This window comes from Bacteroides sp. (assembly GCF_030151085.1).
GTDB lineage: Bacteria > Bacteroidota > Bacteroidia > Bacteroidales > Bacteroidaceae > Bacteroides.
This window is the reverse complement of record NZ_JASLER010000093.1, coordinates 26,552-39,286: the sequence shown is the minus strand read 5'-3', so window position 1 is coordinate 39,286 and position 12,735 is coordinate 26,552. Positions and strand designations below refer to the sequence as shown.

The window sequence follows — 12,735 nt, the reverse complement described above, 5'->3', positions numbered from 1 at the left end:
AAGGAATCTATTATCATAGCCCATGTTATGGGACAAAGACCAATGAAGGCTATTCCACAAATCACCACCAAAGTACCCATTACGCCGACAAACAAGAAGTTGCGCAACAAATGTAGCAAATCTGTTTGCGTAAAGAAAGCAACTATTCCTACAATGCAAAGAAAGACGGAACAAATCATCATCAGAAAAACACTGATTTGGAATATAATAAAGGTAGCCTTCAATGAAATATTTCTCAGCCTTTCTTTCCTTGATTCCACCTCATAATTTATATTCAATGGTTCGTCTGATTGGCGGAGAGACTTCTCATGACGGTGCATAAAGTCAATGTTCGCTCTCCGCATCTTGCTGCATGGATGAGTTTTCCTCCTTCCATTCTTCATCAATTATACATAATCAAAGCAGATTGAGCAGGAACCATTATTTCGCCTCCATACACCGTTCCCAAGCCCTGTTCATTGATGAAACCATCCTTGCAAACAACGGTATACTTGCCTTCGGGCACCGTCAGTTTGGCAGGTTGCTTGCGAGAGTTCAGTACTACGATGATGTCATTCCATGTATCGCCATTGGCACGATCCTTCAGTCGGTAGGCCACCACATTGCTACCCTCAACGGGCAGGAATTCGAGATGTTTACGTACTAAGTCGGCATTACCCATACGGAAAGCGGGATGATTCTTACGAAGCTGTATCAAACCTTTATAATAAGCAAAGACATCGGCATGTTCCATCTTGCCTTTCCAGTTTATGGCATTGATAGAATCGGGGCTCTCGAAGCTGTTGTGTACGCCTTTCTTATCACGCATCACTTCTTCGCCGGCATAGATAAACGGTATACCTTGTGAAGTAAAGACAGCCGTTTGTGCCAGTTTGTCCAGTTTAGACAATTCTTCGGGAGTAATGCCCGGAATACTTGATTTCAGTCTGTCTACCAAGCACATATCGTCATGGCAAGATACGTAACTGATCATCTGCGTGGGTTGTTCAGCCCATGGAGCCTTGCTATAATTTACCGAATCATTGTCAACTTGCGGATGCTTGATAGCTCCTACAATACCAAACTTGATACTTGCCTCTCCACCGGGAAGTCCTGCAAGGAAAGCACCCTGATGATTGTCATTAAACGGACCACGCAAGGCATCACGCATTTCATCGGAGAAAGCAGCGATACCCGGCATTTTATATGTATTGGCTTTCATTGCCAAAGAGTCTTGTGACATCTGCGGAGCCTGAGCTGCCCAACCTTCACCATATATAAAGATAGTAGGATCGATAGCCGTTGCAGCCTTGCGAATTTCGTTCATCGTTTCGATATCATGAATACCCATCAAGTCGAAACGGAAGCCGTCGATATGATATTCGTTAATCCAATGCTGTACGGACTCTACCATGTATTTGCGCATCATAGCACGGTTGCTGGCTGTTTCATTACCACAAGCCGAACCATCAGCATAAGTGCCATCCGGTTTCTGACGATAGAAGTAACCGGGAACGGTACGTTCGAAGTTGCTATCTGCTGTGTTGAAAGTATGATTGTACACTACATCCAATACGACACGGATACCTGCCTTATGCAAAGCCTGCACCATCTGCTTGAACTCACGGATACGAACTTCCGGTTTATAAGGATCGGTAGAGTACGAGCCATCGGGCACATTATAATTCTGCGGATCATATCCCCAGTTATATTTATTCTCATCGAGTTTCGTTTCATCCACCGAAGCGTAATCGTACGAAGGAAGAATATGAACATGAGTTACGCCCAACTCTTTCAGGTGATCGATGCCCGTAGATAAATTATCAAGGCTCACTGTACCTTGCTCGGTAAGTGCCAGGAATTTACCTTTATTCTTAATACCCGATGAGGGGTCGATAGAGAAATCACGATGATGCATCTCGTAGATGATAACATCTGCCGGAGAAGCCAATGCGGGGCGCTTGTCGTTTGCCCAACCTTCAGGATCGGTGGACTTCATATCAAGAATTGCTGCCCGCTTACCATTCACGCCTACGGCTTTGGCATTGATACCCGGAGTATCTCCCAACCATTTATCATTGATCTTCACATTGAATGTGTAGAATTTACCTTTCAAGTCTTTCTCGACTTTAGCTTTCCAGGTTCCATCTTCCGACGGCTCCATACTTACAGTTTCGTATGCATGCCCGCCGTCTCCTGCGTCGAACAACATCAAACGAACTTCATCGGCTGTAGGTGACCACAAGGAAAATTGTGTAACGGCAGGAGTATATTCCATTTCCGTCAAGCTGCCCGAACGAACGGGATAAAGTTCATACGAAGTGTATTCTTTCTTCGCAGGAGCACAACTTACGACTGTTGTCGCAGCAACTCCAATAATGGCAAGTTCATTCAATTTCATGATACTATTTTTAAGTATTAAATATAATTCAGATTTAATGTTATCATCTTCTTATCTTATCATTTCTTCACCTTATCCGGATTTTTAGCAATGAAGTCCTTCCAGCCGTGATAGCCTTTTTCTACAGCAGGGCGTCCCATTTGCAGATAATGGCAATAAGCGGCGGCAAGCCCATCGGTGGCATCCATAAAGGTCGGCATATCTTCTTTAGGAAAACGAAGCATGCGCTGTAGCATGTCGGCCACCTGTTCTTTGGACGCCTGACCATTTCCGGTAATCGCCATCTTTATTTTCAGGGGAGCATATTCGGTAATAGGAATGTCTCTGCTTAAAGCAACTGCCATAGCTACTCCTTGTGCACGCCCCAACTTCAGCATGGATTGTACATTCTTCCCGAAAAATGGGGCTTCAATAGCAAGTTCGTCCGGCAAGTAGCTTTCAATAATGCTCAACACCCGTTCGTGAATATGGCGCAACTTCAGATAATGGTTGCCAAACTTACGGAGGTCAATAATGCCCATTGCTATCATTTCAGGCTTTGTCCCCACTATGCGGAGAATTCCATAGCCCATAATGGTAGTACCGGGGTCAATGCCCAAAATGATTTTTTCCTTTACCGGATGTATCACTCTATTACCTCCATCAATGTAGGAAAGCCAATAGCTTTGTCTTTAAAAGTTTTCAGCAATTCCTCGTTCAGCTTCACTCCTTGTTCCTGATGCCAGCGATGCAGCTTAGCAGAGTCTTCTACTTCAAACTGCACGGAAAAACAGATACTACCTTCTTCAATGTGACTCAAGATACGGGCAATGCGCGGAGCAGTCAATGTTCCGTTCTTCGCTACTTCAGGAAGATAATATTCCTGCATCCACACCAAGAAGTATTTTTCCTGTCCTTCTTCTACATGATAAGTTGTATTATATATCAGCATAACGCATTTTTTCAATTTGTTTCGCAAACATAGCAATTATTTCAGAATAATGCATTATATTTGCGCCATCAAAAAATGCGGGAGTTCCGCAAACGTTAGCAACGGGGCGTTAGCTCATCTGGCTAGAGCGCGACACTGGCAGTGTCGAGGTGATCGGTTCGAGTCCGATACGCTCCACAAAAGAAAATCCTAATCAATGATTAGGATTTTTTATTTATCTATAAGAGAGAGATCCGTTGAAGGATGAATCAAGTGAAATCATTGTATATTATTTGCTCCAGCTCTGTTAAACTTGATTCTCCATACTGATCAACTCTTGTACATAAATTATCTCTTTCAACGGTTTTAAAAGCAGTGTCTCCTACTGGATATTTTCCATTTTTACCATATACCTTAAAACCGGTTGTATCATGAGTATAAATAGGCTTTCGTTCATCATATCCATTCATTATCATAGGAATGCATCTGTCCTGACATACAGCCGTACTAACCCCTAAGATATTATCACCACATTTATCCAGTAAGGTCTTTTCTACATGATCGCTGGCAGGAACATCGGCAGCTACATAATTCTTATTAAGCAAAGTATTCCACTTATTTGTAACTATAAAATTATGAATAGCTCCATAACCACCACAAACTGTAAACTTTGTACTGTTTACTCCAATTGTTTTAGGAACAAAAGAACTTTGATGTTCTTGTATTCTTTGCCTTATGCTTATTGAATCAGATAAGTACGTAAATGAATTGCTTCTAGCTGCGCTAAAATCATTTTCATTAATAATGATATGAGCGGTATCATAATCTTCCGCCACTTTATATTTTGTACGCTGAATAGTATTATTTCTAATTAATCGCATTTGCGCAAGTTGGTCATTATGATGATAAACAGCCATCCTATTATCCACAAACTTTTTCAACTGCTTATTTCCGGATTCATTATTAGCAATCGCTCTACTTAGCTGATTCCCCTGTTCCTTTCCATATTCTCGCATACCGCATACATTTAAGATATGAACAAATATAAGAAAGAGGAAAGCAAAATGCAAAAATACTTTCCGAACGACATAAAATACGGTATGAACGACGGAAATAAAGGGATGAACGGAAAAAACAGAAAGCTCTTTATCTATCTGCACAGATACTAGTCTCATTTACCAAACATTCACTTTCAGCATAAATAAGTCCTATATCTATTGGATTTCTTACTAGGACTGAGTACCTTTGAGACGTATTCTGAGAGGTCACAATATCGGGACCTTTTCCATGAAAACATCCGGGTCTTTTACCCCAAAAGACCCGGATGTTTTATATCAATAGATCCCCATCTTTTTACTCAAAAGATCCGGATGTTTTGATTACTCAGTCGTAATGTGTAATAGGCTAAGAACTGATGTGTAAGAAGCTAAGTCCCTATACCTGTTACGTTAAACAATAAGAAAGCTATGGCAATGAATTACACAGTCCGCAAAAAGGTGGACAAGAGTGGAGACAAGGAAGTGGTGCGCTACTATGCCGCATCGAAAGTAGTACAGTCCGAACCAGTGAGCAACAAAGAGATTGCCGAGAGACTGGCAGAAAGAAGCTCATTGCAGACAGGCGATGCACAATCGGTACTGGTACAATTGCCGGATATCATCGCCGATTTTCTGGCAAGCGGGCGCACTGTGAATATTAAAGGATTAGGAAACTTCTTCCCAGCCATGACCAGTGAACCGGTAGAACAGATAGAAGACTGCACGGCTGATAAAGTACGCATCACCCGCATCTGCTTCCGGGCATCGAAAGAGTTTATGGCACGCATCTTCAAGCATCTGGACTTATTCAGCATGCAGGTGCAAGATTTGAAGAAGGAGTTGAAGAAAAAGAAATGAGTGGAAGCAACGAATTGCTTCCACTCAAATAATATTGCTACCACCATACCTCTAACAACGATGAATAAAGGGTTTCATTATATTAGTGGAAGCATGGAAGTAAGATAACCATTAATTTAGTAGTCCCGGATTAGCTTCAATCGCTTCCTTAGGAATAGTTAGTGTATAGCGGGCATCGTTTTCTTCGAGTACAAAGGTTTTGCCATCCAGTACTTTCGTCAAACGAGGACGGGTTGTACGGCGAAGATCGAACCAACGGTGACCTTCGAAAGCTAGTTCACGGGCACGCTCGTTAAGGATTTCGCTGATTAATGCTTCTTTGCTCATGGCATTGACTGCGGTAACTTTCTCTGTATATGCCTCCGGTGTATAGCGTTTCTCCATCAAGTTCAGTAAGTGTGTACGAGCTTCAGGCAGAAGATCGGACTGAGCAGCAGCCTCAGCAGCATTCAGATAGAGTTCACCTGTACGGAAGGTACACAAGTAGTTGTTATTACCACCCTTTTGACTCTTACGGAAACCGTTGGCATCGGACTTGGCAAAATACTTGTCAGGACGAAGGTCGCCATCGGTGTATAGTGCCAAGAAAGAAGGAGTAGCCAATGATGCATTATTGACCGAATTACTCAAAGGCATTTCGAGTGCAGTAATGTTCTCTACCGATTGGAAGAGATTAGGCAGATTGGCAGAAGCATCGTTAAAATTCTCAAGCGTAGACTTCTTGGCAAGTGCAGCTTTGGCAGCAGTCAATGCATCCTGCCATTCACCCTTGTAAAGGGATAGACGGGATTGAAAGGCATCAACCGATGTGGTATTAAAACGATAGGAATATCCTGCCTCCCACTCGGAAGTGGTAATCAGTTTGCGTGCTTCATCAAGATCTAACTGTATGGAAGTATAAACTTCAAACACAGTGTTACGCTTCAAAAGCTTCTCTAAGTCTGTGTCTAGTTTCAAGGGGATGGACTTGGTTTCGAGTGCATCCGGTTTGGTATAAGGTTGACCGTAAAGGTTGACCAGCAAGAAGTGCATATAAGCACGCAGCAAATAAGCTTCGCCCACCAGTTGGTCAATGTCTATCTGGTTACCATCTTTTATATCTCCTTTATTATCGATGATTTGCGTGGAAATAAAAAGTACTTGGTAATACTTTTCCCACCCGAATGAGAGAGTGCTTGGATTAGCCTCCAAGTCATTCCAACATTCTATATCCTTGTAAGCGTTCTGGTCGAATTCTTCATTTCGAACTTGCATTTCATCCGAACGAAGACAGGCCATGCCCCGATCACTCATGCCGCTTGCAGTCTTATACGAGCGAGCAATCAACGCCCTGTATTCAGCCAGTGAACTAGGGATGACACTACCAGTAGGCTGAATATCGAGGTAGTTATCGCATGCTGTAAGCAGAAGCGTACAGCCTATTATCATCAAACTTAATATTCTTTTCATTGTCTCTCGTTTTTAGAAGTTCAAACTTAAACTGAATATCAAAGATTTAGGCACGGGAGCTGCATAAGGATTCCCCATTGACTCAGGATCCAAATAGTTATCGTATCCCGAACCGAATACACACAGATTACGTCCTTCAATAGATACAGTTGCCCCATTCATACCCAGACGTTTGGTGAGCACTTCAGGAATGCGATAACCTAAGCGCAAGTTTTGCAAACGCACGTAGTTGAGCTTCTTCACCCAAATGTCAAGGTCACGCCAGATGGGTTTGCTATTGTACCAATAATATTCTTCCGGATTGGCACTAGCCGACATGAATGCAGGGAATATAGCATCCTTATTACCTGGTGTCCAACGGTTCAGCACATCGTGATTGTAGTTCTTACCATAATCAGGCTGAATCAGATCGTAGGTGGGACGTGTACGTACGTGTCCGCCCATGGTGAGGGAGAAGTTAGCACTCAGTTCCCAATTCTTATAAGTAAAGGTATTGATAAAACCACCTGTATAAGGAGCATCCGTAGTACCTACATACGAGTAGAAGGTTCTCTCTTCGGCAGGTGTTACGTCGGACGATGCAATACCTATACCCCACTCGTCCACCAGGCGATAAAGTTCCTTCAGAGTCACTTTCTCACCTTTCGGATTGTAGAACATCATGTTTCCGGTTTCTTTATCTACACCAGCCGTTTTCAGTGCAAAGATTGCACCTACTGAATACCCTTCCCGACTGGGAGTATTCTGAACTTCGGGAATAGTTTCACGCAATACCTTATTACCATTATAAGCAAAGTTAAGGGTAGTATACCAAGAGAAATTCTTCGTTGTGATATTACGGGTAGTAAGAGCTATTTCCACACCTTTGTTTTCCATGCTCGCCCAGTTTACGGTCATCGAGGTAAAGCCGGACTCAAGGGGAAGCATATGAAGACCGATCAAGTCGGTACCTTTTCGATAGTAATAATCTACGCTCAGGTTGATGGCAGAGTTAAATACAGAAAAGTCAAAGCCGGTATTTACCGATTGCGTCTTTTCCCAACGCAGTTTCTGATTAGGAGCAGAGTTGATATTAATCATATCTTCGAAATATCCCGGAAGGATACTTTCTACCTTATAAGTACCCAGAAGGAAAGGAGATGTATTCTTGTCAATGTTTCCTTGCAAACCGTAAGAAGCACGGAATACCAAGTTATCTATCCACTTGGCTTGTTTCATAAACGGTTCTTCGGACAGACGCCACAACGCACTGACTGAATAAAGAGGCAGATAACGGTACTTCTTGTCTACCCCGAAGAGGTCGGAACCATCAAAACGAATACTTCCACCTATCGTATAGCGATTGAGCAACGAATAAGAAGCAGTAGAGAAGAAAGACGCATATGCATTCTCCTTATAAGTAGTAGAGTGTAAAGGCCATGTATTGGCATAGCTCTCGTTAGGGAATATAACCGGTTTAGTGGTCAGTGTCTTGCGGTCAAAGCCATATCCGGCGGAGAAAAGTGTTTCGTACCAGGTCTTGCGCAACTCGGTACCGACCATCACTTCCAGTTCATGTATGTCTTTGAAGCTGTCGCGATACTCCCCCATTGCTTTCCAAGTGATCTGCGAGTTACTGTTTTCGTATGATTTCTGCACACCACCTACAGGCAGGAAGTTCTTCTTTACGCCACCCACAGTATATTCGCTCAGCTTGTAATAGCCGCGCATGGTATAGCTATTCCAGTCGGCAATCTCCTCCTTAGAAGTCTTGTCCATCTGGTAGCCAAACTGAGAAGTCAGTTTCAATTTGTCGTTAAAGCGTAATTCGGCATCAAAAATAGATGAGAAGGAGTTTACGACGCTCTCGTTGGTAGCATTATTACGCTCCTCCATAATGTTGAAGCCAAGGTCGGTATCGGTATTATTCTGGATGTCATAATCGTAATTGTAATTACCATCCTTGTCATACAACTCAAAATAAGGATTGGCCAAACGAGAATAGTACATCGGATTGGCCATTCCATATTTATCCGTCAGATAAGAGGTGTTCTTGCGACGATTGGCAAACAAGGATACGCCGAACTTCAACATGCGGTTCACCTTATAAGATGTCTTGCCCACAAGGTTGAAACGATCCATGCCTACGCCTTCTACGTTACCGTTCTCTTTGGAGTAACCGAAAGATGTATAGTAGGTCACTTTCTCTGTACCACCCGAAAGGTTCAAGTTGTATTCCTGATTGAAAGCATCACGGAACAGCACATCACTCCAATCGGTATTAATGGTCTTCAAGCGATTAATATCAGCCTGTGTACCTGAACTCAATGCGCCCCATCCATCTTTCTGGAAGATGCCCACTTCATTGTATTTGGAAAGGATATTATATACACCACCCTTCTTATTATCTGGTGAATAGTTATTGCGAATCATATCCAACTCTAAATCTACCTTCTCACCGGAGTTCAACAAGTTCAAGCGTTTCGTGCTCAATGTAGGTGTATAGGTGAATCGGGAAGAGAAGTTGATAACAGGCTTTCCCACTTTACCTTTCTTCGTCGTAATCACAATAACACCGTTAGCGGCACGTGCACCGTAGATGGCAGTGGCTGCGGCATCTTTCAACACAGTGATATTCTCAATATCAGCAGGATTAAGACCGGCAATAGACGACTGACGAACATTCTCTATATCATTCATCTCCTCAACTTTAGGGATATCAGTTCCTTCCAAAGGAATACCGTCCAATACCCACAAAGGGTCTTGCGTACCGTTCAATGAAGCTGTACCACGAATACGTATCCTTGCAGCAGAGCCCGGTGCACCCGAAGCATTGCTGACAGAAAGACCCGCTACTTGTCCGGCCAGTGCCTGATCGATGCTTTTCACTGCACCAATTGTTTCGTCCGAGATATCCAGTTTCGATACAGCTGCCGTCAATTTACGGCGTTCCACCGTTTGATAACCGGTTACAACTACCGCATCCAACATCTGTGAAGAAATATGAAGAGTTATTTCATATTGATCTTTGCCCGGAACAAGCTTCAATTCCTGCACTTCATAGCCCACATAACTGCAAAAGAGACGGGTTACTCCCGAGGGTACTGATATAGAGAACTTACCGTCTACATCGGTGATGACACCAATCGTAGATTGAGTACTTCCTGCCTTCTTCAGATCCTCCGTCGTTATATAAACGGATGCTCCGATAAGGGGAAGGTTGTCCTCTGAAGATATTACTACGCCCTGCACTTTCCTATCTGCTGCAAAAACAGAAGATAAAGCACCCACCAGGCATAGCAAAACGATTAATAAGCGTTTTTCCATGCGTTACAATAAATAAAATTAATACTCTAATGAAAACTAAATGTGTTAAATCCCTAATGCCGTATTGATACGTAAAATCAAATCTTTATAATGATATTTTGTAGCTGTATGCGATGTTCCCAAACGACTTTGCAACAAATCTTTGATACGAAGCAATTCGCCGCGTTTCACTGAAATAGCATCTGATACACGGTTTATCTGTGAGCCATAAAAGTTAACTGAACGCGGTGCACCCATACGATCGGCACTGTACAACTTGTGGGCATGCTCATCACAGCTGCACAAAGGCGTCTGATTATCCAGCAAGAAGTGGTTATCCATCAATTTCTTGTTAATCTTCACAGCTTCGCTTTCGGCAGCGGCAGTAATTAGGGCATCCACAAAATTCTTTTGCAATGCACGTGTCATTACATCGGTTAATGCGCCCCGTTCTGTAGTAGCAAAAATGCTGCGATGCAGGCCGTCCATGAGGTCAACTACCGTAAAGGCTTTTTTTCCATTGACCGATTCATTCTCCAACATACGCATCAGGCGGGTATTGGATAACAAGTCCCAAACAATGTACGACTGTGCATTCTTCAAAACTTGCGTAGGTGCATTCTCCACTACTCCCAACGGAGTATTACGCAATAGATAAGTATACTCTCCTACTTCGGTGTCGAACAACCACTTCGGATATGTCAGCACTTCATCTAATAAGAATTTCAAGGCAGCTTGCTGCTTCTCTTTTTCGACAAAAGTGTAGGTTTTCTGTCCATCGCCTACCGTAGTATTTTCCAAATAGATACCACCTATATTAGCCAATACGTGATAGAGATAGTTGTTCCACTGATTGATTACTGCATAATACAAGCGGGAAGCCTCCTCGTAAGTCTGTCCTTTTTCTCCCGTAGTAGTCCATTGGATAATCTGTGGAATGATTCGTTTCAGATTCTCGATACCCAGTAAAGAAGACTTTACCGCATCATCGCCCAAATCCTCGTTTTGTGCACGCGGGTCTACCGCATCGCGCACATCTTGCGCTTCACTGTATTTGTACAATCGGTCGGTATGACGATCCAGAAAATCAATAAGCAAATCTTTTTCCGCTTCCGGTGTTTCTTTGCCATACCAGCGATAACCGTATTCAATGGCAAATAAGTCGTATGGACCGATATGAGGTGAAAGCACTGTCACTCCGTCACCGGGTTGGGCAATGTAGTTAAATCGAGCATAGTCCATTATGGAGGAAGAAGTACTGTTCATGTGATCCGTAAACTCTTTGGAACGCAATGAGTCGGTAGGAAAAGCCCACGATCCCATCATGTTATGACGTAGACCCAATGAATGCCCTACCTCGTGACAAGCTACAAAACGCATAGCATCTCCCATCAACTCGTCCGGTAACTTCACGCCACGAGCTTCGGGACGAACCACTCCGGTTTGTACCGTAATCCACTCCTGAAGCATACCTAATACATTGTGCCACCACATAATGTCGGCTTCCAGAATTTCACCGGAACGTGGGTCAAGAATAGAAGGGCCCATAGCATTTGCTTTGGTAGATGCAGCGTATGTCAAAACAGAATAGTTGACGTCATCCTTATCCACATTCATGCTATCCGTCAGTTCGATGGCGGTAATCGCATTCTTGAATCCGGCACGTTCAAAGGCAACCTGCCAGTCCTCGATACCTTGTTTGATATACTTTCTCCAACGATGGGGAGTAGAATTTTCTATATAGAATACAATCGGTCGGACAGGTTCTACCAACTCGCCACGAAGATAACGCTCCCGGTCTTCCGGTTTCGGTTCAAGACGCCAGCGGGTAATGAACTGCTTCTTATCCACACGTTGTTGTCCATCGGTATAGTTTAATAAGGGGTTGGTGAAATATCCTACACGTGGATTATCCAGTCGTCCCATCATAGGTTGTTCGGGCAGTAGCAGTAATGAAGAGCTGACTTCTACCGTCACATAAATACTCGTTGTACCTTCGGTCACTTTGGTAGTCAGTTCGGAAGTTGCCACAACGTTATTCTCAAAAGACTTGATAGAGAGTATGCGTGACAAGTTCTTAATGGCTGATGTACCTAAGTTGATATTTGTAAATACGTTATTGATACTCGTTTCCGTACCATCGTAAATGTCGTTCACTTTAACCAGTACCGTGGTAGAATCTTTACTGAATGCTTCTATCTTGAAACCTGCAATTAAAGGTGAGATATAATTGTCGAGTACTGATTGACGGATGGCGTCCGTATCCGGTGACAAAGGTAAAGCACGACCTTGGCGTACCATCAATTTATTAGCAGCCTTATCCAATTCAAAACGTACCATCTGATTCTCGTAGTTTGTACCACGGTTCACTCCGGCTTCATTCAATTCGGAAGGTACACGTTGCAACTTGTTCACCACCAACATATCACGTCCCAGTAATTTTACCGGAACCTCGAAATAATAATCATTCTTTTTTTGGTAAACATTGAACATGCCCTTACGGACGATAGCACCATCACCTGTCAACTTCTCATATTCATTCTTTGATTGAACAGTGTCTTTGGTTTCACTCTTCTTTTTCTTTTGGAACCATCCCGGAGCTTCGGGAGAAGCAAAATCCGATTGTTCTGCATACAACAATACAGTAGGTCCGCACATCAAAATACTTGTAGCTGCCACGACTGGCAGAAGCGTTTTTAAATTCATCAATACAAAGTCTATCTTAAGTACAAAAATAATTCGTTAAGTCTCTCTCTTCCACTTCATAGAATAAAAAAGGAAGTGCAAAGATAATGAAAGTATATTTTAAAAACTGC

General features: G+C 42.9%; 9 protein-coding genes and 1 tRNA gene. 3 read left to right on the top strand and 7 right to left on the bottom strand.

Annotation, left to right across the window (positions count from 1 at the left end; translation table 11 throughout):
• Positions 1-27: 27 nt before the first annotated feature.
• Positions 28-267 carry a hypothetical protein gene (locus Q1W14_RS19830; protein WP_300704410.1) on the top strand — a complete coding sequence of 80 codons (240 nt, stop codon included), beginning with the start codon at positions 28-30 and terminating at the stop codon, positions 265-267.
• Positions 268-382: 115 nt separating this feature from the next.
• Here the strand turns inward: Q1W14_RS19830 and pulA are convergent, their stop codons facing one another.
• From pulA to Q1W14_RS19815, 3 genes are read right to left on the bottom strand one after another with little or no spacing between them, the layout of a single operon-like run.
• Positions 383-2,380 (bottom strand): type I pullulanase, encoded by a 1,998-nt coding sequence (pulA, locus tag Q1W14_RS19825; protein WP_300704409.1) that lies wholly within the window; start codon positions 2,378-2,380, stop codon positions 383-385.
• Between the two features lie 59 nt (positions 2,381-2,439).
• Complete coding sequence (gene ruvC / locus Q1W14_RS19820; RefSeq protein WP_013548562.1) at positions 2,440-3,009, bottom strand: crossover junction endodeoxyribonuclease RuvC; 570 nt, start codon at positions 3,007-3,009, stop codon at positions 2,440-2,442.
• Entirely contained in the window at positions 3,006-3,311 is a 306-nt protein-coding gene (locus tag Q1W14_RS19815) for a DUF4286 family protein (RefSeq protein WP_300704408.1), read from the bottom strand. Before Q1W14_RS19815 ends, ruvC begins: the two co-directional genes overlap by 4 nt.
• A gap of 103 nt (positions 3,312-3,414) precedes the next feature.
• On the opposite strand from Q1W14_RS19815, the gene Q1W14_RS19810 reads away from it, so the two are divergent.
• A tRNA-Ala gene (locus Q1W14_RS19810) sits at positions 3,415-3,488 on the top strand.
• A 71-nt stretch (positions 3,489-3,559) separates the two neighbouring features.
• On the opposite strand, the gene Q1W14_RS19805 is transcribed toward Q1W14_RS19810, so the two are convergent.
• On the bottom strand, positions 3,560-4,465 hold the full coding sequence (locus Q1W14_RS19805) for a hypothetical protein (protein WP_300704407.1): 906 nt from the start codon (positions 4,463-4,465) through the stop codon (positions 3,560-3,562).
• A 291-nt stretch (positions 4,466-4,756) separates the two neighbouring features.
• Between Q1W14_RS19805 and Q1W14_RS19800 the strand changes: the two genes are divergently transcribed.
• Complete coding sequence (locus Q1W14_RS19800) at positions 4,757-5,185, top strand: HU family DNA-binding protein (protein ID WP_300704406.1); 429 nt, start codon at positions 4,757-4,759, stop codon at positions 5,183-5,185.
• Positions 5,186-5,296: 111 nt separating this feature from the next.
• Here Q1W14_RS19800 and Q1W14_RS19795 read toward each other — a convergent pair whose 3' ends face one another.
• From Q1W14_RS19795 to Q1W14_RS19785, 3 genes are read right to left on the bottom strand one after another with little or no spacing between them, the layout of a single operon-like run.
• Entirely contained in the window at positions 5,297-6,634 is a 1,338-nt protein-coding gene (locus Q1W14_RS19795) for a RagB/SusD family nutrient uptake outer membrane protein (protein WP_300704405.1), read from the bottom strand.
• Positions 6,635-6,646: 12 nt separating this feature from the next.
• Positions 6,647-9,940: a SusC/RagA family TonB-linked outer membrane protein gene (locus Q1W14_RS19790; protein ID WP_300704404.1), complete on the bottom strand. Its 3,294-nt coding sequence runs from the start codon at positions 9,938-9,940 to the stop codon at positions 6,647-6,649.
• Positions 9,941-9,985: 45 nt separating this feature from the next.
• Complete coding sequence (locus tag Q1W14_RS19785) at positions 9,986-12,625, bottom strand: zinc-dependent metalloprotease (RefSeq protein WP_300704403.1); 2,640 nt, start codon at positions 12,623-12,625, stop codon at positions 9,986-9,988.
• Positions 12,626-12,735: the final 110 nt, after the last annotated feature.

Coding starts and splice junctions, on each gene's coding strand:
- Q1W14_RS19830 (WP_300704410.1), top strand. CDS start 28: ATGGGACAAAGACCAATGAAGGCTATTCCACAAATCACCACCAAAGTA.
- Q1W14_RS19790 (WP_300704404.1), bottom strand. CDS start 9,940: ATGGAAAAACGCTTATTAATCGTTTTGCTATGCCTGGTGGGTGCTTTA.
- Q1W14_RS19795 (WP_300704405.1), bottom strand. CDS start 6,634: ATGAAAAGAATATTAAGTTTGATGATAATAGGCTGTACGCTTCTGCTT.
- pulA (WP_300704409.1), bottom strand. CDS start 2,380: ATGAAATTGAATGAACTTGCCATTATTGGAGTTGCTGCGACAACAGTC.
- Q1W14_RS19785 (WP_300704403.1), bottom strand. CDS start 12,625: ATGAATTTAAAAACGCTTCTGCCAGTCGTGGCAGCTACAAGTATTTTG.
- Q1W14_RS19815 (WP_300704408.1), bottom strand. CDS start 3,311: ATGCTGATATATAATACAACTTATCATGTAGAAGAAGGACAGGAAAAA.
- Q1W14_RS19805 (WP_300704407.1), bottom strand. CDS start 4,465: ATGAGACTAGTATCTGTGCAGATAGATAAAGAGCTTTCTGTTTTTTCC.
- Q1W14_RS19800 (WP_300704406.1), top strand. CDS start 4,757: ATGGCAATGAATTACACAGTCCGCAAAAAGGTGGACAAGAGTGGAGAC.